The sequence below is a fragment of the Weissella kandleri genome, assembly GCF_045504165.1.
Lineage (GTDB): Bacteria > Bacillota > Bacilli > Lactobacillales > Lactobacillaceae > Weissella > Weissella kandleri_A.
The window spans coordinates 20,654-44,982 of sequence record NZ_JBJJNY010000006.1; the positions used below are offsets into that span (position 1 = coordinate 20,654).

Genomic DNA, 24,329 nt, shown 5'->3' on the forward strand with positions numbered 1-24,329 from the left:
TTAGACTGTGCGAGTTATCGACGCTATAGTTCAACTGGATAGAACAAGGACCTCCTAAGTCTTAGATCACAGTTCGAGTCTGTGTAGCGTCATTATTAGAGTAGATATTTTAGAAGGAGACGGCATGGCTGGTGAAACGCATACGAGTAAAAAAATTCGGCGTGAGATGACCTACCGCGAAGTCCGGAATTTATTAGATGGTCAACCGTTAGTAGAGATTAAGGATCATCCAAACGAGCGGACACAAGCGCAATTTGATACCACGAGGCTTAGTGGCAAGCAAGTGGTCCCTAACCAGGTTAAAATTCGCCCGGCTAAACGAAAACAAGTGACGTTTCCGACTGATGAACACGGGTCGCAGGCCGATACATTGGATCATCATATTAAAGTGACGGAAGTTTCCGATACGTATGAGTACCAAAAGATTGGGCGGAAAACGCGGGCCAATTCCAATGACAAGCAAACGCGGTCACAGCCGGCACCAAGTACAGTGCAACATGCGGTGGCCAGTCAGCAACAAAAACCAGTTGAAAAGGTCAAAACGCAAGATATTGGGGATGAGGCGTTAAGAAACCAAAGTAAGATGTTGCGTGGATCACTTTGGATGACCGTCGGGAATTTAGTTTCCCGCTTGTTAGGAGCCCTCTATATCATTCCTTGGTCGATGATGCTGGGGGTTGCGTATACAACGGCAGCAAATGGCTTATATGCGCAAGGTTACCAGATTTATTCGGTGGCATTGTTGATTGCAACAGCTGGCTTGCCAAATGCGTTAGCCCGCTTAGTGGCTGAATTTGCCGCCAAAAAGCAATTTGGCTATGTGAAAGATGTATTACGCCAATCCTTGCTTTTGGGGGGTGTGATGGGGATTATTGCCGGCGCTGCTTTATACGCTTTAGCTGGACCATTATCCCAAGGTAATCCAAATGTGATTCCAGTGATTCGTTCCTTGGCGGCCGGAGTCTTAATTATCCCTGTATTGTCAATGCTAAGAGGATATGTTCAAGGATTGGAAATGATGGGCTTGTCAGCGTTGTCCCAAGTGGTAGAGCAGATTGTACGAGTGGCTTACATGTTAGCTTTGACCGCCTGGATTATGCTCGGTCAACATGGTGACTGGGTGGATGCTACCGTCCAATCAACGCTTGCGGCTTTCTGGGGTGCCCTTGCTGGGGTAGTGGTTTTGCTTCTTGGGATGCTGTCTCGTCGGCATTATTTAAAGGGACGCTTTATTGTTAATGAGAATAGTGGTGATCCCAAGCGTTCATTTATTGGTATGATGGCGCGACAATCGATTCCAGTTATCTACGCAGGTTCGGCTATTTCGTTGGTTCAAGTGATTGATCAATTTACTTTCTTTAAAATTATGCATATGGTTTCAAATGTTAACCAAGATATGCTTGACCAAATGTTTGCTCAATTTGCGTTTAATTCAAATAAACTCGTTATGCTGGTGGTTTCATTAGCAGTTGCGATGTCTGAAACGACATTGCCATTACTGTCACGAGCTCGTGCAATCGGTACGCCCACGACGATTGCGGATCAAATTACGTATATTTTTAAGTTATTAGCGCTTGTGATGGTTCCTGCTTCGCTGGGGATGGCGGCAGTGGCTCGTCCACTGTATATTCTTTTTTATGGGATGTCAGATGTGGATAATGGGGTGCTAATGCTTGAACTTTCTAGCTTTGTGGGACTTACTTTTGGTGTGTATATGGTTGTTTTGGCGATTTATCAAGGTTTGGGGCGGTTACGCTTAACTAGTCATTTGATGACTTTGATTTTGTTGTCAAAATTGATTTTACAATATCCAGCGGTAGCCTTGTTCGGTGGAATGGGACCTTTGATTTCAACTGGAATTGCCTTCTTGATTGGTTTGTCCTGGATTCTATGGCATTTAAAGCGAGAATATCCTTTAAATATGGCTAGTTTTAATTATTCATTAATGGTGATTTTGTTTTGGGGCTTGATTATGTTTGGGGTGATTTCGCCTTTGACTCGTTTATTAGAGCTACAAGTAAGTACCAGTCGTTTAGCGCAACTTGGCGTGTTAGTGATCATGGTGTTCTTAGGCGGTTTGATTTATGGCTGGGCAATTTTAAAAAGCCATGTTGGACCAGAAGTCTTTGGCGATCGGGCCCGTCGGATTCGTCGAAAATTGTCTTGGCGACACTAGGCAGAGCGCATTTAATTAGCAGTCTGGGTGTGGCTTAGACTGCTTTTTATTTTTCAAAATACAGAATTAATCCTAAGCAGATGAGCGGAGGAAAAAGATGATAGATGTAAAAGAATTTGATGATTTTAAGTGGGTTCAGGCCCATCAGGTTAGCCCGGATGACCGGAAGATATTACACCGACAGTACGATATTGCCAATGAGATGATTAATTATGCAATTGACCCATACGAAAGTGCCCGGGTTGAAGTTGATGATAATTATTTATTAATGATTTTTGATATTGTAACTCCTACTTCGGCGATTGCAACGACCGAGCCGGTTGGAATCATGATTGAAAAAACAGGGGCACATTTTATTACTTTCACCCGGGTTGAAACACGGTATATTGAAACGTATATTAATAAAATAAGTAGTCAGTTATCGACCAACGAGCAACATGTCCAGCTGTCAGACCTCCTGATTGATTTACTACGGGTGGTTTCTAGTCGCTTCCAGTCTGTGATTTTGGAAATCAATCGGCGTCGGGCACCGATTCAGCGGGCTTTGCGCGAAACCAAACAGGTACAAACGAAGATTGATGAATTGATGAGTTTGCAGACGGATCTTATCTATTTGCTGAATTCATTGCATAGTGATGAAGAGCTGTTAGTATCTTTGCAAGGACAAAAGTTGATTCCATTGACCGCGTCCCAGATGGAACGGTTGGAAGATGTCCGCGTGGAATTACAACAAGCTATTGATACGGGTGAATTATCGCAACAGGTGACGAATCAAGTGGAAGATTCGTATGCTGCGATTGCTAATAATAATCTAAATTGGACGATGAAGCTGTTGACGGCATTAACAATTATTTTAACGATTCCAACGATGGTGAGTGGATTTTATGGCGAAAATGTGAAGAGTCTCCCTTGGGCCAACTTTGATAGTAGTTGGTTAATTACGGTGGGAACGATGTTATTATTGATGCTTATAACGACCATTATTTTTTGGGTTTCTGGTTTTTTCAAACGTTGAAATTAAAGAAAATTAATAACAATCTGGTGTAGTTATTGACTTTTGTGGATAAATTAGCTATGATTGTACAGTTATCGATAACAAAACGGAGGTAAATATCATGGCTGTTCGGTCACCATATAACTCATGGGCAGGAAAGCGCCCAGTGAGCCACGACGCAAAGAAGAAAGCGCGTCAAGCAGAAACTGTTAATATCCAAGCTTGGGCTAAGGGTAAAGCAGAATTGGAAACAAAGTAATTTGTAATTCCGTGGAATGCACCTATCTGTCGCAGATATGCGAGGATAAGTGCTTTTTGTTTGCGCTGTAAATAGTGTTGAATTAGAAAACGAAGAAGCAATTATTGAATTAGTGAAACAAAATGCAATTATCAGTGTATAATTTAATTGGTAATATATAAATTACTGAATATTTTTTAGGGGGATTATCAAATGGAAAAAGCGAATTTTGGTGTAGCCGGATTAGCTGTTATGGGTCGTAATTTAGCCTTAAACGTTGAATCACGTGGTTATACTGTTGCGGTTTATAATCGTTCAAGCGCTCGGACTGAGGACTTGGTCCAAAAGCACGCAGATAAGAAGTTTGTGCCTAGTTATACAGTTGAAGATTTCGTTAACTCAATCGAATGCCCTCGTCGGATTTTGTTGATGGTTAAAGCGGGAGCTGGAACTGATGCCGTAATCGAAGAAATGCTACCATTCTTGGATAAAGGGGATATCTTGATTGATGGTGGAAACACTTTCTTTGAGGACACGATTCGCCGTTCAAAGCACCTGGAAGAATCGGGAATTAACTTTATCGGTATGGGTGTCTCAGGTGGTGAGTTAGGTGCTTTGCAGGGTCCTTCAATGATGCCTGGTGGACAAAAGGATGCTTACGATTTGGTTGCCCCAATTTTGCAAGAAATTGCAGCTAAGGCCCCTGAAGATGGTAAGCCAACGGTTACCTACATCGGACCAGATGGAGCGGGACACTATGTTAAGATGGTGCATAACGGAATTGAATATGGTGATATGCAATTAATCGCTGAATCATATGACTTATTGAAGCGCGTGGTTGGCTTGAACCAACAACAACTTGCTGATACCTTTAAGAACTGGAATGAAGGTGAACTTGATTCATACTTAATTGAGATTACAGCCGATATTTTGACGCGTAAAGATGACATGGGTAGCGACAAGCCAATGGTTGATATGATTTTGGATCGGGCTGGAAATAAGGGAACTGGTAAGTGGTCTTCACAATCAGCGCTTGCGGTTGGCGCCCCTCAATCATTGATTACTGAGTCGGTTTACGCTCGTTATATTTCAGCAATGAAAGATGACCGAGTAGCTGCGTCAAAGGAATTACATGGACCTGTTGAGAGTTTCAATGGTGATGTTGCTGCAACTGTTGAAGATATCCGTAAGGCTTTGTACTTTGGAAAGATTATGTCTTATGCACAAGGATTTGACCAATTGCGGATGGCTTCTGATTACTACAGCTGGAATTTGCCATTTGGTGAATTGGCACAATTGTGGCGTGCTGGAGCAATTATCCGGGCCCGCTTCTTACAACGGATTACGGATGCTTACGATAAGAATGTTGATTTGCACAACCTTTTGTTGGATGATTACTTCAAGGAAATCGCTGAAAAGTATCAAGATGCAGCTCGGCGTGTCGTTGCCTTGGCTGTGCAAGCTGGAATCCCTGCACCTTCATTATCAGCGGCGGTTGCCTACTACGATTCATATCGTTCAGCAGTTTTGCCTGCAAACTTGATTCAAGCTCAACGTGACTACTTCGGTGCTCACACTTACGAGCGGGTCGACAAGCCAGCCGGTGAAATGTACCATTATAGTTGGTATGACGAGGCTTAAAATTAAAATCAGTTAGATAGGTTAACTAGCTAGCCTAATTGGATTGATACTCTTTTCGGAGTTCAGTCCTTTTTGTTTGGTTAAGATAAGGACTTAACATTTTTGATTACGGGGAAGAAGTGCCACCCAATGAAAATATTTGTAAAGATGAATGGGAAAGCTTGTTTAATTTAGGGCAAGCATGCTATGATTATTAGAGTTTTTTAATTTAAAAGTAAGGGGGAGTGGGTATGCATGAGGGACAAGATAGTGGTTATAAACCGAATTTAGGACTGGTATCAGGGTTATCGCTAGTGGTCGGAACGGTGATTGGGTCAGGAATCTTTTTTAAACAGGCTAGTGTTTTAGAAACGGCTGGGAGCCCGTTTGCTGGTTTAATGGCTTGGATTGTGGGGGGGATTATTACTTTGGCCGCCGGGCTGACGATTGCTGAAGTTGGCGCGCGGGTGCCTAAAGCTGGTGGATTTTATAGTTATTTAGATGATATTTATGGTCATTTGACAGGCTTTTTGACGGGGTGGTCGCAAGTGGTGGTTTATGCTCCGGCCGTGATTGCTTCCATTGGGGGTTATGCGGCGCACTTGACTGCCAATTTTTTAAATTTGAACCTTGGCTTAGTGCGTTGGATTGGCGTTGTCTACATCTTATTTGTCATGGGAATTAATCTATTAGACCACCGTGTGGCCGCCGGGTTTGCAGTTTTAACGACCTCCATTAAGTTGGTGCCAATTGCTATTTTAGTATTATATGGTCTGTTTTTTGGACAAGCTGATGCGATTGGAACAACGGCGCATCAGGTGATTCAAACGACCAGCGGTAGCTTTGGAATGGCGATTTTAGCGACGTTATTTGCTTATGATGGCTGGGTATTAGTTGCCAATATCCGCTCAGAAATGAAAAATCCACGACGTGATTTACCGCTTTCGATTGTCTTTGGGGTTTTAACAATTATTTTGGCGTACGTTGGGGTGACGTATGGAGTCTACCGGGCTTTACCGGCCCACACGATTGTAGCTTTGGGCGATAATGCGGTTTTTGCGGTCGTCCAAGCAGCCTTTGGGGCCATCGGTGGTCGGTTGTTAGCGATTATTATTATTATCTCAATGCTGGGAACTTTGAATGGTAAAATGGTGGCCTTTCCACGGATGGCGCATGCAATGGCTCGCGATGGTTATTTCCCCAAATATCTTGGGCGCTTAACTACACGCACGCATGTCCCAGCCGCAGCCACGATGACGATTGGGTTGGCAGCTATTTTGATTACCACTTGCACTAATTCAGCAGATCGGCTGTCTGATATGGCGATTTTTACGGTCTGGATTTTTTACGTCTTAGCTTTTATTGGGGCATTTATCTTACGACGTCGGCAAAAAAATAGGGGTTATGTTGTTGATTTTAAAACCCCGCTTTATCCGCTCACGCCCTTAGTCGGGGTTGTGGGTGGGAGCTTTGTTATTATCTCAACGTTGCAAAATGACTTTAGTGGAGCCTTCACGTCCTTGATTATGGTGCTTGCAGGGATACCAGTCTACTTATATTATAAAAATAAGAATCAATTATGAATGGATTAAAAAAATGAAAAAAATCGATAAAGGTCGACAATTCCTCAAAAATAATCTGGCTTTATTCAAATGTGGCGTCTGTGACCAACCTTATGTCAAAGTTGAAGACGCCGGCCTAGTCTGTCCTTTGGGGCATCAGGTAGATTTAAATAAAAAAGGGAGCATCGTCTTTTTGAAGCATGCAGTGAATACGGAATACGATGATGCGATGTTAGTCGCCCGTCGCCGTATTTTAACGGCCGGGTTATTTGATGGCATTATTCAAGCGGTTAATCAGAGTTTACCTGACACACCTCAAACAATTTTAGATGTGGGGACCGGTGAAGGAACGCCATTAGCGCGCTTGTTAGCACAGCGTTCAAACCAAACACCAGATATCGCGGTTGGGTTTGATATTAGCAAGGCGGGTATTCAACTGGCGACGCAATTAGATACGGAAGCATTTTTTGCGGTAGCTGACTTAGCCCAACTTCCCTTTAATGACCACGTCTTTGATACCATTATTGAATTCTTTTCACCGAGTGCTTACCACGAATTCCAGCGTGTTTTAAAGCCCCAAGGGACTTTAGTGAAAGTAGTCCCCAATGCTGGTTATTTGCATGAATTACGGGAAAAATTATATTTGCCAGATTCTAAAAATTATACTTATGATAATCAAGCAGTGGTTGAGCGTTTTATGCAACAATATCCGAAGGCAACCAAGCAAGTTCTGCAGTATCAGTGGGCCATTCCGCAAGCTTTATGGGTTGATTTATTACATATGACGCCACTACATTGGGGTGCTCGGGCTGAGATGCAAGCTGCCGCAGAACAGCAACCGCTCCCAGTCGTGACGGTGGATGTGACTCTTTTGCAGGTTTAATAACTAGCAATCTGTTAAATTTAGTGGTAAAATTAGATGATTTTCGTTAAAAATTAATTTATTTTGATCGAAATTATGAGCTTACAAAAGGAGGAATGAAAATCACATGTTTCCAGAACGATTACGTGAATTACGTAAAAGCCGTAATATCACGCTTGAAACGTTGGCAGAAGCGCTTAATCAACAGCTTGATCCAGGACAAAAACCTAATACTGCCGCACAAATCGGGAATTGGGAACGTGGCGATCGTTCGCCCTCATATGTAGAAGTTCGAAAATTGGCGGATTTTTTCGATGTGACCATGGACTTTTTGGTTGGACGAGTTAGTGTTGAAAAAACTGATTTGTCCCTCTTGTTTTTGTCAGGGAAAGAGATTGATTACAATGGGAAGCCGTTGACCGATCAAGAACGTTTTGATATTTTTCAGATTATCAACCGCCATTTCGTAGAGAAGAATAGTATATTTAATGCTGATCAAGGCACCGATAATGGGGACCATACTCAGCAAGGAGATTTATTTTAATGATGTTAAATCAACTGATTAAAGTTGATGAACGCCAGCTCACTGAGTCCTCTGTACTTAGTGAGCTGTTTATTTATCAACATAAATTTGAGCAAATTACGACCATCCAAACGTTGTTAAAGCAGATACAGCAAGTTATAGAAGCTTTGCATGCTGGTTTATTGCCACCTGCTTTACCATGGTTGGAAGTTGATGATGCAATGGTGGGTGAAGTTCAGCAGAATATTTTAAAGCGCTATCCTACGCAACCGACTTTAGGGAATCAGACCTGGCAAAGGGCCCTAGATGATTTAGAAACATTAGATCAGTGGCTGCATAATTTTCGGGATTGTTTAATTAATAACTATCAAATGTACGGGTATGTTTCAACGCCTTGGTTACGCGCGTTACAGGTTTATCTTGGACAGCGTCCAACTTTGGAATTGATGGCGGGGCGTGGTTATTTAACCGCTGGCTTGCGGGTCTTAACCCCAAATGTCAAGCATCAAGCAGTTGATAATCTGAGCTGGCAAAGGCAACCGGATGTGCATATTATGCCAGCCGTCACAGAGGTGGAAGATGCAGATGCTTTGCAGGCGTTAGCCATTTATGCGCAACACAGCGAGGTGCTTTTAATGAGCTGGGCACCTGATAACGCAACATTAGATGTTGAAATTTTAAAATGGGTACGGGCGCATTATGAAGGTGAATTTTTGGTCATTGGTGAGGTGAATGGCGCGACTAATTCGGCGGAATTTTGGCAAACCGCGCATTTGAAGCCGTTAAAAGCTATTAATCGAAAATTTTCTAGTTTTGATTTAATTGATGAAAAAATTTATCGAGTATATTGAGAAATTTATTTGCTTATCAGGGTTTAATTGGGTATTATTAGATAATTATGTGATGATTAAGTCTGAATTAGAGGTGTAGGTTATGAAAGTTTGGGAACTAATGACGCAAAAAGAGCAGGCTAGTAATTATGAAGATAAAGATGCTCAATTGCAACGGGTTTTGGGGGTCAAAGATTTCTTGGCACTGGGCGTTGGAACAATTGTGTCGGCATCCATTTTCACATTACCAGGAGTGATTGCAGCACAACATGCCGGTCCGGCTGTGGTAATTTCATTTTTGCTGGCGGCTTTAGTAGCGGGTCTAATTGCTTTTGCGTATGCTGAAATGGCAGCTACCATGCCTTTTGCTGGCTCGGCTTACTCATGGATTAACGTTTTATTTGGTGAATTTTTAGGCTGGCTGGTTGGCTGGGCGTTATTGGCCGAATATTTTATTGCCTTAGCGTTTGTCGGGGCTGGACTATCTGCCAATTTGCGAGGTCTCTTAGCTGAATTTGGCATCCATTTACCACGGGTATTGACGGTACCAATGAGCGCCGGTGGTTTTGGAGATATTATATCGATTTTGGCCATTTTATTGGTGACCTGGCTATTGGGACGGGGCGTTAAAAATGCGACCCGTGTGGAATTATTGCTGGTTTTGGCGAAAGTCTTTGCAATCGTTTTGTTTTTAATTGTTGGTTTAACCGCTTTTCATCCCGCTAATTTACATCCGTTTGTACCGGCCTATGACCCAGCCGTTAAACCTGGTCCTTATGGAGGCTGGCAAGGAATTTGGGCAGGAGTATCTGGTATTTTCCTTTCATACATTGGATTTGATGCCATCGCCGCTAATTCCGCAGAAGCCAAGGAACCTAGTAAAACTATGCCTCGTGGAATTTTGGGTTCATTATTAATTGCCGTAGTTTTATTTTCCGCTGTATCGTTAGTGTTGGTTGGGATGTTTAAGTCAAATGTCTATGCTGGCAATGCAGAACCGGTTGCGTGGGCACTTCGGGCGACGCACCATCCATTGATTTCGGCAATTGTCGCTTCGATTGCCGTGGTCGGAATGTTTAGTGCTTTAATTGGAATGAGCATGGCGGGGTCACGTTTAATTTATGCCTTTGGTCGGGATGGATTGTTGCCCCAATCATTAGGCAAATTAGATGCTAAAGGGACACCGCAAGTAGGTTTGTGGACGATGGCCTTGGTGGCAATTATCATTACGGCTTGCTTTGAGTTTGCGCAGTTAGCTCAATTGATTTCAGCAGGGACTTTAGTCGCCTTTGTTTTTGTTTCTTTGGGAATTTATAAATTACGTCCACGAGAAGGAAAAGACTTAGCGCAGCCGGCCTTTCAGATGCCATGGTATCCCGTGCTACCGGCGGTGGGACCTTTAGCCGCCTTATTTGTATTGTTGGGTCTTGGGGCGGATGCTAAATTGATGATGTTGATTTGGTTTGTTCTTGGAATTGCAGTATACTTTTTGTATGGAATAAAACATAAAATTCGGGATAAATAGTTTGAAGAACTTTAACGATGGTCGATAACATTGAGATCAGCCATTGTAATACATAAAATTAGGCTGGGGGTTGTGAAGATGTATCAATTAAATTGGAATTTGGATTCAATTTATCAAGGTGGTGTAAATGGTGCGGATTTTCAACAGCATTTAGCTGAATTTAAGAAAATGTTGCAACAATTTACGCAAACCATGCAAACTTTAGCTGATCGGGCATTAGATGAAAAGATTTTTCCGACCTTAACGCAGGCATTAGATGTATATCAAACGTTGTTATCGCGGCAATTGACATTGGATTTATTTGTGAATGCATGGGCAGCTGATAATTATGGTAATCCTACTTATCGGCCCATCCAAGTTCAATTGGAGCAGTTGGCTACCCAAGTGATTGAACCTGAGCAAATTCTGCAACGTTTATTAGGGGTGATGCCAGAACCAGTTTTTCAAAAATTTGTGGCACAACCGACAATTGGGCAGATTAAATTTTCGGTGCAAGAGATGCGATCGACGGCGCAACGGTTGTTAGCACCGGCGACCGAAAAATTATTAAAGCAAATGCAGTTAGATGGATTATCAGCATGGTCTAGCCATTACGAGACTTTGGTGGGTGGTCTAACAGTGAAGTACGTTGATGAGCATAATCAAGAACAGACAATTTCGGCGGGACAAGCTTTAAATGAAATTGATGGTTACCCAGATGCAAAAGTGCGGGCGCGCATCATGCAAGCATATGAACAGATGTGGACGCAGGTAGAAGATTTAGCGGCCGATACTTTGAATCATCTGGCTGGAGCGCGTTTGACGGAACAACGTGCCCGCCATGAAACGGATTTTTTGGCTGAACCTTTACGCTTAAATCGGATGTCTCAAGCTACGTTGGAGATGATGTGGCAGGTGGTGGAAGCGCACCAAGTTATGTTTAAGCCTTATTTCAAGCGGCGTGCTGAATTGTTAGGGGTGACGGAATTAGGCTGGCAAGATCAAACGGCACCTTTAGGAACGTTAGGTAATTATCAACCGCAAAAAATGAGTTATGATGAAACGGCACAATTGATTATTGAAAATTTTGCTAAATATTCACCTAAGATGGCCCAATTTGCACAAAATGCGTTTGAAAAGCAATGGATTGAAGCAGAAAACCGGCCTGGTAAGCAACCAGGGGGCTGGATGGAGAGTGTGCCTGATTCGCAAGAATCACGTATTTTTTTGACCTTTACGGGTTCACCTAATGATGCGGCGACGATTGCGCATGAATTAGGGCATGGTTTCCATACAGAAGTTTTAAAAAATTTGCCGTATTTGCGGAATGATTACGCAATGAACGTTGCTGAGACGGCTTCAACTTTTGCCGAGCTAGTGGTTAATGATGCCAATGTAAAAAAGGCGCAGAGTGATGCTGAACGGGTAGCCTTATTAGATGCTAAATTAGCTAATCCGATTGCTATGTTTATGAACATCAACGCCCGTTATCGCTTTGAGCAGCAGTTCTATCAAGAGCGGAAGGTCGGATATGTACCAGCCAGTCGGTTAAATGAAATGATGGAAGCGGCCCAAAAAGCCGCTTTCCAAGGTACCTTGACGACCTGGCATCCTCATTTCTGGGCCTCAAAGCTCCACTTTTATGCGGATGATGTGCCGTTCTATAACTTCCCATACACCTTTGGCTACTTGTTTAGCCTAGGTATTTATACATGGGCTAAAAAGCAACCGGATTTTGAAGCAGCCTATATTGCCTTGTTGCAAGACACGGCTGCGATGACGACTGAAGAATTGGCACAGAAGCATCTACATGTGGATTTGACACAACCTGATTTTTGGGAGCAAGGTGTTAAAGCCATCCAAGCTGATTTGGATGAATATTTGACATTATCAGCACAATTTGTAAAATAAACTAAATTATATAAAAATACGAGGCATGCGATATGACGATGAAAAGTAGCTTTGCCAAAATGGTTGGGAAGTCGACTTATTTTGTGTTAACCAAAGTATTCCATCGGGGTGGGACCTCCCTTCCCGGTAAATTGGCTATGAAAATTGATCCGAATGTATTACAAACGATGGCTGATCAATATAATGTTATTTTAGTTACGGGAACGAATGGTAAAACATTGACGACCACTTTAATTACCCGCGTCTTGCGCGAAAAGTATGCGGACGTGATTACCAATCCTTCTGGTTCAAATATGCTTCAAGGAATTACTGGAACAATGTTGTCGGCCAAGGTTAAAGATCGGACGCAAAAACCATTAGTGGTCTTAGAGGTTGATGAAGCCAATGTTGAGGAAGTTAGCCGCCAGTTAAAGCCAAAAGCGTTTGTCTTGACTAATATTTTTCGTGATCAGCTGGATCGTTATGGTGAAATATATACCACCTATGAGAAAATTTTGCGGGGAATTCGTTTGGCGCCGGAAGCCACCGTGTTTATGAATGCTGATTCGCCAATCTTTATGCGAGGCGGGTTACCAAATCCACGCGTTAATTTTGGTTTTAATCATGTTCCAGCTACGGGCGATGAACGGGCGCCCCATAATACAGATGGGATTTTATCACCTACGGATAACAGTATTTTGTCATACCATTTCCGGACGTTTGCGAACCAAGGTGATTATTTCTCAAAGACGGATGATTTTAAGCGACCTACCTTAGATTATGCGGTGACTAAGTTGAACCAGCTAACACCTAAATTCTCTAATTTTGATCTTGATGGTGAAACTTATCAAATTGAAATTGGGGGGATGTACAATATTTATAATGCTTTGGCTGCTTATACAGTTGGTCGGACTTTAGGTGTTTCCAAGACCCAAATTCACCATGCGTTTGAATCGAATGAACAAATTTTTGGTCGGCAAGAACAGATTCAAGTCAAAGACAAAGCTATTACGATTGTATTGATTAAAAATCCTGTGGGCGCCAACCAAGTCTTGGAAATGATAAAGACAGACCCGGAGCCAAAGTCAGTGATGATTTTGTTGAATGCAAACTATGCTGATGGGATTGATACGAGTTGGATTTGGGACGCTGAATTTGAAGATTTGAAAGATATGGACGTGCAAGCCTTAGCCACGGGTGGTGAACGGTATAAGGACGTTTATGTACGCTTGAAGATGTCAGGCTTTGGGGATCACCCGTTCTATCCAAGTATGAAGCAGGTGGTTGGTGCGATTGAAAAGATGCCAACGAAAAATGTATATGTCATGGCGACCTATACGGCAATGTTGCAATTACGAGAACAATTAGCCCAGCGTGGTTATCTTAAAAATCATCAGATGGGGGAATAAGCATGGCTAAATATCAGATTAACGCCGCACATTTATATGCTGATTTGATGAATACGTATGGCGATTATGGAAACTTAGTGGCTTTACGCTATTATGCACAGCAAATTGGAGTGGACTTTAACGTGGATGTAGTCTCAATTGGGGATGAATTCCATGACCAAAAGTATGATTTCGTGCTGTTTGGTGGTGGTCAGGACTATGAAGAGCAAGTGGTCGCTGATGATTTGCCTACGAAGTCAGCAGCCATCAAGCGCTATATTGAGGCTGATGGACCTTTCTTAGGGGTCTGTGGTGGATTTCAGTTGCTAGGCGAATATTTCTTGTTGGCTGATGGGACACGTGTGGAAGGAATTTCAGCAATGCACCATTACACGTTAAACCAACCGCATCATCGTTTTACTGGTAATATTCGCATCCAAAGTGAAGAAACGGGACAAATTTATGTAGGTTTTGAAAATCACCAAGGCCGGACCTTTATTGCAGATAATGAACGTCCCCTTGGGAATGTTTTGTCCGGGAATGGAAATAATGGTGAGGATCATGGCGAAGGTTTAATCTATAAAAATGTGTTTGGTACTTATTTCCACGGACCAATTTTAACGCGGAATGGTAACTTAGCTTTACGGATTTTGGCAATTATTTTAAAACGGAAATATCCAGAAATTGATTGGAAAGCGAAGTTGGCGCAAATTGAACCAGAATCGTTTTAGCCAGTTTGGCAAAATTAAGTGCATTCTCGTTGCTTGAGGGTGCCTTTTTTATTGATAAGACTGGTTCAAGCGCATTGGGTTAGCCTTGGAAATTTTAAGGAGGAAAGACATGGATAATTCATCGAGCGGCAATGATTTTCGTGTATAATGATTAAGATAGATTAAAAAGGGGTGGTAGATTATGGCACAGTTATTCTTTCGTTATGGCGCAATGGCCAGTGGTAAGAGTATTGAGATTTTAAAAGTTGCACACAATTATGAAAGTCAGGGCCGGAAAGTTTTACTATTAACGAGTGCTTTTGATAATCGGACCGAAATTGGAGCAATTGCTTCACGAATTGGGTTGCAGCGGGCTGCTCGGGCAATTGCGCCGGATGACGATTTGGCGACGATTATTCGACCAGTCGCTGATGATATTTCAGCGGTGCTCATTGACGAAGCCCAATTTTTAACAAAAGCGCAAGTTCTACAACTAACCCAAATTGTTGATGATTTAAATATCCCAGTCTTAGCTTTTGGATTGAAGCAGGATGCATTTAACCAATTATTCGTCGGTTCAGAGGCCTTATTAATCTATGCTGATAAAATTGAAGAAATGAAAACATTGTGCTCATTTTGTACGCGTAAAGCAACTATGAATTTACGAATTGCAGATGGGAAACCCGTTTATAGTGGTACGCAAATCCAAATTGGGGGCGATGAGGCTTACATGCCTGTTTGTCGACGGCATTATCAGCACCCCGATTTAGCTATGATTGAACAACATATCCAAAGTTTAGAAAAGGAATAATGATAATGGACGAAATTTTTGAAAAGGTGCAGGCACTAGTTGACCGCTATGATGAAGTGAGTGAAATGCTGAGTGACCCGGACGTTATTGGTGATACTAAACGGTTTATGGAACTTTCAAAAGAAGAAGGCTCACTTCGCGAGACGGTGGAAACCTTTAAACATTACCAAGGCGTCTCGGCTGATTTAGCTGGTGATAAAGAGCTTTTACAAGAAAAGCTTGACCCAGAAATGGAAGAAATTACCAAAGAAGAAATTAAGGATTTAACGGCAGAAAAGGCGAGCTTAGAAGATCAACTGAAGGTTATGTTGTTACCCAAAGACCCAAATGATGATAAAAACATTATTATGGAAATTCACGGGGCCGCTGGTGGGGATGAAGCAGCGCTGTTTGCAGGTAATTTGTATGAAATGTACTCCCGCTATGCTGAAAAGCAAGGCTGGACGATTCAAGTGATTGATGAAAACCGCACTGAAATTGGTGGTTATAAAGAATTAGTTTTGATGATCCAAGGGGATAATGTTTATTCTAAGTTGAAGTTTGAGAATGGTGCTCACCGTGTTCAACGGGTGCCCGAAACTGAATCAGCTGGTCGCGTACATACTTCAACGGCAACAGTTGGGGTGATGCCAGAATATGAAGATGTGGATATTGAGATTGAAGATAAAGACTTGCGAGTCGATGTATATCGGTCTTCTGGGGCTGGAGGACAGCATATTAACAAAACTTCATCAGCCGTGCGGATGACCCATATTCCCACGGGGGTGGTGGTTGCGATGCAGGATCAACGTTCACAGCAACAAAATCGGGCTAAGGCATTAGAAATTTTGAAGGCGCGCGTTTATAACTACTACGCCTCACAAAATGAAGCGGAATATTCAGAAATGCGGAAGACGGCGGTTGGAACGGGAGATCGTTCGGAGCGGATTCGGACGTACAATTATCCGCAAAACCGGGTTACTGATCATCGGATTGGTTTGTCATTGAACAAGTTAGACCGTATTATGAATGGTGAATTAGAAGATATTATCGATGCTTTGGTGATCGCTGATCAAGCCGCCAAGCTTGAGGAATTGAAGAAATAGCTTATGTTGGAAGAAGAATGGACTTTTGAAGCTTTACGGCAATGGGGTGATTGGCAATTAGAACCGTATATTCAAGATCAAACCGAGCGTGCAAATCAATTAGACTATTTATTAACAGGTATGATGGACTGGGATTATAGCCAATTGCATAATAATTTAAATACGGTAATTGAAGATCCCAAGCGGGTCCGCTTTATGGTTGCGGTTCGCGCCCTCAAAGGTGGAGAACCTGTGCAATATGCTTTGGGACATGCGCCATTTTATGGTCGCGAATTTCAAGTGGATCGGCGGGTGTTGATTCCACGTCCAGAGACCGAAGAGTTAGTTGATTGGATTTTAAAAGATCACCCTAAAACCACCCAGCGCGTTTTAGACGTGGGCACTGGTTCAGGGGTGATTGCGATTACTTTGCAGGTTGAACGTCCGGACTGGCAAGTGTTAGGTAGTGATATCTCAACCGATGCTTTGGCTGTGGCAAAAGTCAATGGTGAAAAATATGCGCCGGCCGTTACGTGGCAACAGAGTGATTTATTTGACCAAATTGAAGGAAAGTTTGATGTGATTGTTTCTAATCCGCCTTATATTGCGGAAAATGAAAAAACAGTGATGGACGATTCCGTTCTTTTATATGAACCGGAATTAGCTTTGTTTGCGGACAATCAAGGGTTGGCTTTATACAAGCGTATGGCTCAGCATCTACTAGATTATCTAGCGCCACAGGGGACAGCCTACTTTGAAATTGGCTATCTGCAAGGTCCAGCTTTAGTGGAGTTATTTAAAACTTTACCTGAGGTTCAAGTTGAATTACGGCAAGACTTTAGCGGTCACGATCGAATGCTGCAAGTTAAGCGGATGAATTAAGATGTAAATTATGTATTAAAAAAGAGTAAGAAGGCAAATATGGAAACAAAAATATGGCAAGCAACCGATTTGAGCGCAGCTGTTAAAGCCTTACAACGGGGACGTTTAGTAGCCTTTCCGACTGAGACCGTCTATGGATTAGGGGCAGATGCGTTTAATGAAAAAGCAGTTGGTAAAGTGTATGCAGCAAAGGGACGTCCCTCTGATAATCCGTTGATTGTTCACGTTGCTACGCCCAGCCAAGTGCGTGATTATGCTCAGGTAAGCGAGCAAGCCCAGCAATTAATGGATGCTTTTTGGCCAGGTCCATTGACCATTATCTTGCCAGTGGTACCAGGTAAATTATCGAAATTAGTGACGGGTGGTTTGCAGACGGTGGCTTCACGGCTCCCTGATAATGCAGTTACGCGGCAGTTAATTAGTGCGGTGGATTCACCCTTAGTGGGGCCATCAGCGAATACGTCTGGGAAGCCTAGCCCAACCATTGCTGAGCATGTTTACCATGATTTACATGGCAAGATTGCCGGGGTGGTTGATGATGGTGCCACTAAAATTGGCGTTGAATCGACAGTGATCGATTTATCAACGGATCATCCTGCGATTTTACGACCAGGTAAAATTACCGGTCCTGAAATTGAAGCTGTTTTAGGAGTGCCGGTTGATTCTTCTGAACGTCACGTGGCGGCGGATGAGGCGCCCAAAGCCCCAGGGATGAAATATCGACATTATGCGCCAGACAAAGATGTCTATATGGTCAAAGAAGCTGATTGGACTAAAGCCATCATCTGGGCGCAAGGACAATTGGCCCCCGTCGGTTTGATGCTTCCTGATCGCTTGGTTGAAAAACATCAATTGGCAGGGATGGACTTTGTTTGGCCGTTGGGTGAAAATGATGCCAGTGCGGCGGCGAAATTATTTGCCGGGTTACGTAATTTTGATGACCAGCCCATGGTACAAACGATTTTGGTGGCTCGGTTAGCTGAAACGCCAGCTAATGCAGCTTATAATAATCGTTTGAATAAAGCAGCCGGTGGTCAATATTTTGATGTGGCAGAATTTATGTAATTTTAATTTATTGCTACATAAGTAAAAGATAATGGTTTAAACATGATAAAATGGTCGAAACAAGACTATATTATGTGTATTTAAGTAAAAAAGGAGCGTGTTAAATGAATTATCGTGAATTTGATCCTGAGTTATGGTCGGCGGTTGAGCGTGAAGCAAAACGGCAGGAACATAATGTAGAATTGATTGCTTCAGAAAATATTGTTTCTGCAGGGGTTCGGGCCGCACAAGGTAGTATTTTGACAAATAAGTATGCTGAAGGTTATCCAGGTAAACGCTATTACGGTGGAACAGAGTATATTGACCAAATTGAACAATTAGCCATTGATCGTGCCAAGGAATTATTTGGCGCTGAATATGCCAATGTACAGCCTCACTCTGGCTCACAAGCTAATGCCGCCGTTTATGCCGCTTTATTAGCGCCCGGTGATAATGTTTTAGGTTTGGGATTAAACGAGGGTGGTCATTTAACACATGGTTCACCAGTAAACTTTTCTGGAAAAATGTACCAGTTCCATTCTTACGGATTAGATGATGATGAATTGATTAACTATGATGAAGTGGAGGCTTTGGCCCGACAATATCAGCCAAAATTGATTGTGACGGGAGCCTCAGCTTATTCACGCTTTATTGATTTTGACCGTTTCCGTGCGATTGCTGACGAAGTTGGTGCTTACTTGATGGTTGATATGGCCCATATTGCCGGGTTAGTCGCCGCCGGTGTTCACCCATCGCCAGTTGGAATCGCTGATGTTGTAACCACGACGACACACAAAACTTTGCGCGGACCTCGTGGGGGGATGATTTTAGCTAAGGCCGAACTAGGTCAAAAGTTAAATTCAGCGATTTTCCCGGGAACGCAAGGTGGCCCATTAGAGCAGGTTATCGCGGGGAAAGCAGCGGCCTTTTATGAAGATTTGCAACCTAGCTTTAAAGAATATGGGCAACAAATAGTCGCGAATGCTAAGGCCATGGTTGAAGTCTTTAAGGATTCCCCAGTGGTCCGTGTAATTTCAGGTGGGACCGATAATCATCTCTTCAACCTAGATTTAACGAAAACGGGCTTGAGCGGAAAAGATGCGCAAATATTATTAGATTCAGTCGCGATTACGGTCAATAAAGAGGCAATTCCAAATGAACCACGGAGTCCCTTTGTAACGTCTGGAATCCGAATCGGAACGCCAGCGATTACCACCCGAGGCTTTAAAGAGGCCGAGGCGAAGAAGGTTGCTGAATTAGTGTTGCAAGCTTTGACGTATCCTGAGGACGAGCAAGTTTTGGCGGAAGTCGCACAAAATGTGCGGGAGTTAACTGATAATTACCCATTATCAGAAATCGAGCATGCTAATTAGCCGGTAAAAACCTTGTAACGGACTGGACGATGGACGGTAGCTTCTGCTATAATGATTAACAGCAAATTTTACATAATTCATCCAAACATTAGATTTTGAAAACGAAGGGAACCGCGTTATGAGTAAAGTAACTGTTATTGATCACCCCCTAATCCAACACAAATTAACCATTATCCGGGATAAAAATATTGGGACAAAAGAGTTCCGCGAAGTTGTGGACGAAATTGCTTCATTGATGGCATATGAAGTCACGCGGGATTTGCCAACGAAGGATATTGAAGTGGAGACGCCCGTTGCTAAAACGACGCAAAAGACATTGGCTGGAAAGAAGCTGGCAATTGTGCCAATCTTGCGAGCCGGTTTGGGAATGGTTGATGGAATCATGAAATTGATTCCAGCTGCGCGGATTGGGCACATTGGAATGTATCGTGACGAGGAATCTTTGGAACCCGTTGAATACTTTGTTAAATTGCCTGAAGATATTGACCAGCGAGAAGTTTTGGTGGTTGATCCGATGCTTGCAACTGGTGGTTCAGCAGTCATGGCGATTGATGCTTTGAAGAAGCGGGGGGCAAAGACAATTAAGCTAATTACCTTGGTTTCAGCGCCCGTTGGAATTGAGATGGTTCAAAAAATGCATCCTGATGTCGATATTTATACGGCTGGATTGGATGAAGGCTTAGATGAACATGGTTACATTGTGCCTGGTTTGGGTGATGCCGGTGACCGTTTGTTTGGAACGCATTAATAGCGGTATTTAAATCTAAATTAAAGCGAGCTCAAGGAACAATTATTTGTTTTTTGGGCTTTTTTATTGTGTCAATGAAACTAGATTGAAGGCAATTAGTAAATTTTCTTCTTATATAAATGTAAAAAATGCTGTATTAAAAATTTTACAGCGAGGTAATTTGTTTTAAGCTAATTTCTTAACTAATTTTGGTTTAGTGAATCAAAAAATTTAATTTTAAATTAAGGTAAAAAAGAATGAAAACGGAACCAAAAAATGATAGTAAATACTGTTAAATTGAGACTTAGTTACTTTTTGAAAGCAACAGGATAATCTCGATTTCTTTCCCGGATTTATCGTTGAAAAAAGAATTTAATAGAGTAAAATGAAGTAGTAAATATTAAAACGGTATTGCTCCCCAGCATTTACCGAAAAAATTATGAAAGGAAAGAGGTGAGTTTTTTGGATGAGAAGTCTGCCACATTCCAGTTATTAGGTTTGACATTTGATTGGCCGATTGTTATTTCAACGGTCGTCGCCGCATTAATTGTCTTCTTTTTGGTCTTTTTCTTGTCGCGTAGTTTGACAATGAAACCAGGAAAGAAGCAAAATGTTTTAGAAGCGATTGTTGACTTTACTGACGGAATTGTGGATAGTTCGTTACCCAGTTCGATTGGAAATGAATTGAAATTAACGGCGTTTACGCTGTTCTTATTTATTTTCGTTTCTAATGAGATGGGATTAGCTGTTCAGGTAGCCTTTGGTGACGTAACTTATGTGAAATCACCAACGACTAATCCGGTGGTAACCATGGGGCTAGCGTTGCTAGTTGTTGGTTTAGCTAACTTTGTCGGAGTTAGCAAGCTCGGATTTAAGGGCTATTTCAAGACGACTTTCATGAGCCCGATGGCGTTCTTACTACCAATTAATATTTTTGAGCAATTTACTAATTACTTGACTTTGGCATTGCGTTTGTATGGAAACATCATGGCTGGTGAAATGCTTTTGACATTGATTACCAATTGGGGTAATCCGTCACATTTGGGACTCACTATAGTTCCCGCATTTTTCTTGTCAATGCTTTGGCAAGCATTCTCGTTATTCATCGGTGCTATTCAGGCCTTCATCTTTGTCACTTTGATGTCAATTTATACGTCTGAACACGCTGTCGCTGAATAACAATCGTTATTTGTTTTATTTTTTATAATTCGGAGGAATTAATATTATGACTGGTCATATCGCTACTATTGGTTCAGGTATTGCCGTTGCTGGTGCCGCTATTGGTACCGGAATTGGTAATGGACGTGTTATTGCTGCCATGATTGAGGGGACTTCACGTCAACCTGAATTAGAAGGTAAGCTACGTACAAACATGTTCGTTGGAGTTGCCTTGATTGAGGCCGTTCCTATCTTGGCCTTCGTTATCTCATTGATGTTGCTTTCAAAGTAATTTATAGCGGCAAAAAGAGAGAGGAGCCAACAACATGTTAAATGGAATTTTACTGGTTAATGCCGGTGAGCAGTTGGCTTTGGGTAATATGCTCTTTGTTTTGTTGACTTTCGTCGTCTTACTATTCTTTATTGGAAAGTTTGCATGGAAGCCTATTACAAAGATGATGCAAGACCGAGCAGATAAGATTGCTAATGACTTAGATTCAGCAGAAAGCAGTAAAGACGAAGCTGCAAAGCTCGTTTCAAAGCGCAATGCTGAATTACAAGCAACACAAGCTGAGGCAACGACGATTATTAACAATGCTAACAACACTGCTTCAAAGCGCAGTGACGACATTATTGCACAAGCGCGTGATAATGCTTCATCAATGAAGATGAAGGCTAACGCTGAAATCGCTCAAGAGCGTTCAGAAGCAATGGCAGATGTTAAGAATGAAGTTGCTGATTTGTCTGTTTCAATTGCACAAAAGATTATCCAAAAAGAACTGAAATTAGATGATCAAAAAGCATTGATTGATGCTTACATCGGAGAGTTAGAGGCAAAGTAATGGCATTAGATAACGCAATTATTGCGCAACGCTATGCACGTGCTTTGTTCGAATTATCTCATGATCAAAAAAGTGATACAGAAACTTTAAATGAATTGTTAGAGTTGCAAACTGTATTACAAGACAATCCAGAATTAGCGCAAATCATTACGGCAAATCAAATTAGTGATGATCAAAAGCAAGCGATTTTGAAGCCACTTTTGGCAGACGCTTCACCTTTGGTTCATAACTTAATTCAGATGACGTATGATTATCGTCGCTTTGATTTGCTTCCAATGATTATTGAAACTTATCAACGGACCGTTAATCACGCAATTGGTCATATGACTGCTGAAGTCAAGACTGTTGTGGAATTAGACGCTAAGCAAATCGAACGCTTGAAGCAAGTCATTGCTAAGCGTTTTGACGCTAAATCAGTTGATTTGAAGCAAACGATTGATCCAAGCTTGCTTGGTGGGGTCGTGATTACGGCTAATAATCAAATTGTGGATGGATCATTGGCAACTAAATTAGCTGCTATTCGACAAAGCATTGTCCATTAGCAACCAGTATTAAGTAGCAGTGTTAATAACACTAAAGTAAGAAAGAGGAACTGTTCAAATGAGCATTAAAGCTGAAGAAATCAGTTCACTCATCAAAAAGCAGCTTGCAAATTATGAATCAGAATTGACGGTTCAAGAAACAGGAACAGTTACATATGTTGGTGACGGGGTCGCTCGTGTAACTGGTCTTGATAACGCAATGGCCGGAGAATTGGTTGAATTTGCAAACGGTGTATATGGAATGGCACAAAACTTGGAATCAAATGATGTTGGTATCATTATTCTAGGTCAATTTGATGGTATCCGTGAAGGTGACATTGTCAAGCGTACGGGTAAGATCATGGAAGTTCCGGTTGGTGAGGAATTGATTGGACGTGTAGTTAATGCGTTGGGTCAACCAGTTGATGGAATGGGCCCAATCAAGTCAACTAAGACACGCCCTGTTGAAGTTAAAGCACCTGGAGTTATGCAACGTAAGTCAGTCTTTGAACCTTTGCAAACTGGTTTAAAGTCAATTGACTCTTTGGTTCCAATCGGTCGTGGTCAACGAGAGTTAATCATCGGAGATCGTAAGACTGGGAAGACTTCAATTGCCATGGACACGATTTTGAATCAAAAAGATCAAGATATGATTGTTGTTTATGTCGCAATTGGGCAAAAGGATTCAACGGTCCGTACCCAAGTGGAAACTTTGCGCGCAATGGGCGCTTTGGATTACACGATTGTTGTTACGGCTGGTCCTTCTGAACCGGCACCCTTGTTGTATCTAGCACCTTATGCTGGAGCTGCTATGGGTGAAGAGTTCATGTATAATGGAAAGCATGTTTTGATTATCTATGATGATTTGTCAAAGCAAGCGACCGCTTACCGTGAGCTCTCGTTAATTCTACGGCGTCCGCCTGGACGTGAAGCCTACCCAGGAGACGTCTTCTATTTGCACTCTCGTTTGCTAGAACGAGCTGCTAAATTGAGTGACGAACTGGGAGGAGGGTCGATGACAGCTTTGCCAGTCATTGAGACTCAAGCTGGAGATGTTTCAGCCTATATTCCAACGAACGTTATTTCAATTACCGATGGGCAAATTTTCTTGGATTCAGACCAATTCTATTCAGGAAATCGTCCCGCTGTTGATGCCGGAACTTCAGTTTCGCGTGTTGGTGGTGATGCTCAGATTAAAGCGATGAAGAAGGTTGCCGGAACTTTGCGTTTGGATCTTTCTTCATATAAGGAATTGGAAGCATTCGCCCAATTCGGTTCTGATTTGGATGCCTCAACGCAAGCCAAGTTGGCGCGTGGTCGTCGGACGGTTGAATTGTTGAAGCAGCCTTTGCATCAACCAATGCCAGTTGAAGAACAAGTTTTGTCATTATACGCCCTTGCCCATGGTTACATGGATGATGTTGCTGTTGATGATATTAATCGTTTTGAAACTGAATTGATTCAAGCGGTACGCTCAGCGCATAATGAATTGTTGCAGACAATTGTTGATACCAAGAATTTGCCTGATACTGATGCGATGAACGCAGCAATTGAAGAATTCAAGGCAACTTTTAGTGCCAGCGATTCTGCAGCGAAATAAGTAGAGGAGG

At 42.3% G+C, this 24,329-nt stretch carries 23 protein-coding genes and 1 tRNA gene; all 24 read left to right on the forward strand.

What is annotated here, in order from left to right; all coding sequences use genetic code 11:
* Positions 1–19 precede the first annotated feature (19 nt).
* The 24 genes from ACJQWY_RS04080 to atpA all read left to right on the forward strand — a co-directional run bounded on the left by ACJQWY_RS04080 (position 20) and on the right by atpA (position 24,319).
* Positions 20–92 (forward strand) — tRNA-Arg (locus tag ACJQWY_RS04080).
* Positions 93–124: 32 nt separating this feature from the next.
* Positions 125–2,176: a putative polysaccharide biosynthesis protein gene (locus ACJQWY_RS04085; RefSeq protein WP_407076486.1), complete on the forward strand. Its 2,052-nt coding sequence runs from the start codon at positions 125–127 to the stop codon at positions 2,174–2,176.
* A gap of 97 nt (positions 2,177–2,273) precedes the next feature.
* On the forward strand, positions 2,274–3,191 hold the full coding sequence (locus ACJQWY_RS04090; RefSeq protein ID WP_407076487.1) for a magnesium transporter CorA family protein: 918 nt from the start codon (positions 2,274–2,276) through the stop codon (positions 3,189–3,191).
* A 100-nt stretch (positions 3,192–3,291) separates the two neighbouring features.
* Positions 3,292–3,429, forward strand: coding sequence for a hypothetical protein (locus tag ACJQWY_RS04095; protein WP_407076488.1), 138 nt, complete (start codon positions 3,292–3,294; stop codon positions 3,427–3,429).
* A 192-nt stretch (positions 3,430–3,621) separates the two neighbouring features.
* Positions 3,622–5,049, forward strand: a complete 1,428-nt coding sequence (gndA, locus tag ACJQWY_RS04100; protein ID WP_407076489.1) for an NADP-dependent phosphogluconate dehydrogenase — start codon at positions 3,622–3,624, stop codon at positions 5,047–5,049.
* A gap of 230 nt (positions 5,050–5,279) precedes the next feature.
* Complete coding sequence (locus ACJQWY_RS04105) at positions 5,280–6,611, forward strand: APC family permease (protein ID WP_407076490.1); 1,332 nt, start codon at positions 5,280–5,282, stop codon at positions 6,609–6,611.
* Between the two features lie 13 nt (positions 6,612–6,624).
* Positions 6,625–7,473, forward strand: coding sequence for a methyltransferase domain-containing protein (locus tag ACJQWY_RS04110; protein ID WP_407076491.1), 849 nt, complete (start codon positions 6,625–6,627; stop codon positions 7,471–7,473).
* 106 nt (positions 7,474–7,579) lie between these two features.
* The gene (locus tag ACJQWY_RS04115; protein ID WP_407076492.1) at positions 7,580–7,996 is read left to right on the forward strand and encodes a helix-turn-helix domain-containing protein; all 417 of its coding nucleotides are present in this window, start codon (positions 7,580–7,582) and stop codon (positions 7,994–7,996) included.
* The gene (locus ACJQWY_RS04120; protein WP_407076493.1) at positions 7,996–8,826 is read left to right on the forward strand and encodes a hypothetical protein; all 831 of its coding nucleotides are present in this window, start codon (positions 7,996–7,998) and stop codon (positions 8,824–8,826) included. Before ACJQWY_RS04115 ends, ACJQWY_RS04120 begins: the two co-directional genes overlap by 1 nt.
* An 82-nt stretch (positions 8,827–8,908) precedes the next feature.
* Positions 8,909–10,330, forward strand: a complete 1,422-nt coding sequence (locus ACJQWY_RS04125; protein WP_407076494.1) for an APC family permease — start codon at positions 8,909–8,911, stop codon at positions 10,328–10,330.
* Between the two features lie 78 nt (positions 10,331–10,408).
* Positions 10,409–12,220: a M3 family oligoendopeptidase gene (locus tag ACJQWY_RS04130; RefSeq protein WP_407076495.1), complete on the forward strand. Its 1,812-nt coding sequence runs from the start codon at positions 10,409–10,411 to the stop codon at positions 12,218–12,220.
* Between the two features lie 32 nt (positions 12,221–12,252).
* Complete coding sequence (locus tag ACJQWY_RS04135) at positions 12,253–13,608, forward strand: Mur ligase family protein (protein WP_407076496.1); 1,356 nt, start codon at positions 12,253–12,255, stop codon at positions 13,606–13,608.
* A gap of 2 nt (positions 13,609–13,610) precedes the next feature.
* A complete protein-coding gene (locus ACJQWY_RS04140; RefSeq protein ID WP_407076497.1) occupies positions 13,611–14,318 on the forward strand; it encodes a type 1 glutamine amidotransferase in 708 nt (235 codons plus the stop codon).
* 181 nt (positions 14,319–14,499) lie between these two features.
* A complete protein-coding gene (locus ACJQWY_RS04145) occupies positions 14,500–15,108 on the forward strand; it encodes a thymidine kinase (protein WP_407076498.1) in 609 nt (202 codons plus the stop codon).
* A gap of 5 nt (positions 15,109–15,113) precedes the next feature.
* On the forward strand, positions 15,114–16,193 hold the full coding sequence (gene prfA, locus ACJQWY_RS04150; RefSeq protein WP_407076499.1) for a peptide chain release factor 1: 1,080 nt from the start codon (positions 15,114–15,116) through the stop codon (positions 16,191–16,193).
* 3 nt (positions 16,194–16,196) lie between these two features.
* Positions 16,197–17,054, forward strand: coding sequence for a peptide chain release factor N(5)-glutamine methyltransferase (gene prmC, locus ACJQWY_RS04155; RefSeq protein ID WP_407076500.1), 858 nt, complete (start codon positions 16,197–16,199; stop codon positions 17,052–17,054).
* A 39-nt stretch (positions 17,055–17,093) separates the two neighbouring features.
* The gene (locus ACJQWY_RS04160) at positions 17,094–18,119 is read left to right on the forward strand and encodes an L-threonylcarbamoyladenylate synthase (RefSeq protein ID WP_407076501.1); all 1,026 of its coding nucleotides are present in this window, start codon (positions 17,094–17,096) and stop codon (positions 18,117–18,119) included.
* A 104-nt stretch (positions 18,120–18,223) separates the two neighbouring features.
* A complete protein-coding gene (glyA, locus tag ACJQWY_RS04165) occupies positions 18,224–19,471 on the forward strand; it encodes a serine hydroxymethyltransferase (RefSeq protein WP_407076502.1) in 1,248 nt (415 codons plus the stop codon).
* Positions 19,472–19,589: 118 nt separating this feature from the next.
* Positions 19,590–20,219, forward strand: coding sequence for a uracil phosphoribosyltransferase (gene upp / locus ACJQWY_RS04170; RefSeq protein WP_407076503.1), 630 nt, complete (start codon positions 19,590–19,592; stop codon positions 20,217–20,219).
* Between the two features lie 441 nt (positions 20,220–20,660).
* The gene (atpB, locus tag ACJQWY_RS04175) at positions 20,661–21,377 is read left to right on the forward strand and encodes a F0F1 ATP synthase subunit A (protein ID WP_407076504.1); all 717 of its coding nucleotides are present in this window, start codon (positions 20,661–20,663) and stop codon (positions 21,375–21,377) included.
* Between the two features lie 58 nt (positions 21,378–21,435).
* Complete coding sequence (gene atpE, locus ACJQWY_RS04180) at positions 21,436–21,648, forward strand: F0F1 ATP synthase subunit C (protein WP_201781074.1); 213 nt, start codon at positions 21,436–21,438, stop codon at positions 21,646–21,648.
* A gap of 34 nt (positions 21,649–21,682) precedes the next feature.
* Complete coding sequence (atpF, locus tag ACJQWY_RS04185; protein ID WP_407076505.1) at positions 21,683–22,198, forward strand: F0F1 ATP synthase subunit B; 516 nt, start codon at positions 21,683–21,685, stop codon at positions 22,196–22,198.
* Complete coding sequence (atpH, locus tag ACJQWY_RS04190) at positions 22,198–22,740, forward strand: ATP synthase F1 subunit delta (protein ID WP_407076506.1); 543 nt, start codon at positions 22,198–22,200, stop codon at positions 22,738–22,740. Before atpF ends, atpH begins: the two co-directional genes overlap by 1 nt.
* 58 nt (positions 22,741–22,798) lie before the next feature.
* Entirely contained in the window at positions 22,799–24,319 is a 1,521-nt protein-coding gene (gene atpA, locus ACJQWY_RS04195; protein ID WP_407076507.1) for a F0F1 ATP synthase subunit alpha, read from the forward strand.
* Positions 24,320–24,329 lie beyond the last annotated feature (10 nt).

Coding starts and splice junctions, on each gene's coding strand:
- ACJQWY_RS04085 (WP_407076486.1), top strand. CDS start 125: ATGGCTGGTGAAACGCATACGAGTAAAAAAATTCGGCGTGAGATGACC.
- ACJQWY_RS04090 (WP_407076487.1), top strand. CDS start 2,274: ATGATAGATGTAAAAGAATTTGATGATTTTAAGTGGGTTCAGGCCCAT.
- ACJQWY_RS04095 (WP_407076488.1), top strand. CDS start 3,292: ATGGCTGTTCGGTCACCATATAACTCATGGGCAGGAAAGCGCCCAGTG.
- gndA (WP_407076489.1), top strand. CDS start 3,622: ATGGAAAAAGCGAATTTTGGTGTAGCCGGATTAGCTGTTATGGGTCGT.
- ACJQWY_RS04105 (WP_407076490.1), top strand. CDS start 5,280: ATGCATGAGGGACAAGATAGTGGTTATAAACCGAATTTAGGACTGGTA.
- ACJQWY_RS04110 (WP_407076491.1), top strand. CDS start 6,625: ATGAAAAAAATCGATAAAGGTCGACAATTCCTCAAAAATAATCTGGCT.
- ACJQWY_RS04115 (WP_407076492.1), top strand. CDS start 7,580: ATGTTTCCAGAACGATTACGTGAATTACGTAAAAGCCGTAATATCACG.
- ACJQWY_RS04120 (WP_407076493.1), top strand. CDS start 7,996: ATGATGTTAAATCAACTGATTAAAGTTGATGAACGCCAGCTCACTGAG.
- ACJQWY_RS04125 (WP_407076494.1), top strand. CDS start 8,909: ATGAAAGTTTGGGAACTAATGACGCAAAAAGAGCAGGCTAGTAATTAT.
- ACJQWY_RS04130 (WP_407076495.1), top strand. CDS start 10,409: ATGTATCAATTAAATTGGAATTTGGATTCAATTTATCAAGGTGGTGTA.
- ACJQWY_RS04135 (WP_407076496.1), top strand. CDS start 12,253: ATGACGATGAAAAGTAGCTTTGCCAAAATGGTTGGGAAGTCGACTTAT.
- ACJQWY_RS04140 (WP_407076497.1), top strand. CDS start 13,611: ATGGCTAAATATCAGATTAACGCCGCACATTTATATGCTGATTTGATG.
- ACJQWY_RS04145 (WP_407076498.1), top strand. CDS start 14,500: ATGGCACAGTTATTCTTTCGTTATGGCGCAATGGCCAGTGGTAAGAGT.
- prfA (WP_407076499.1), top strand. CDS start 15,114: ATGGACGAAATTTTTGAAAAGGTGCAGGCACTAGTTGACCGCTATGAT.
- prmC (WP_407076500.1), top strand. CDS start 16,197: ATGTTGGAAGAAGAATGGACTTTTGAAGCTTTACGGCAATGGGGTGAT.
- ACJQWY_RS04160 (WP_407076501.1), top strand. CDS start 17,094: ATGGAAACAAAAATATGGCAAGCAACCGATTTGAGCGCAGCTGTTAAA.
- glyA (WP_407076502.1), top strand. CDS start 18,224: ATGAATTATCGTGAATTTGATCCTGAGTTATGGTCGGCGGTTGAGCGT.
- upp (WP_407076503.1), top strand. CDS start 19,590: ATGAGTAAAGTAACTGTTATTGATCACCCCCTAATCCAACACAAATTA.
- atpF (WP_407076505.1), top strand. CDS start 21,683: ATGTTAAATGGAATTTTACTGGTTAATGCCGGTGAGCAGTTGGCTTTG.
- atpH (WP_407076506.1), top strand. CDS start 22,198: ATGGCATTAGATAACGCAATTATTGCGCAACGCTATGCACGTGCTTTG.
- atpA (WP_407076507.1), top strand. CDS start 22,799: ATGAGCATTAAAGCTGAAGAAATCAGTTCACTCATCAAAAAGCAGCTT.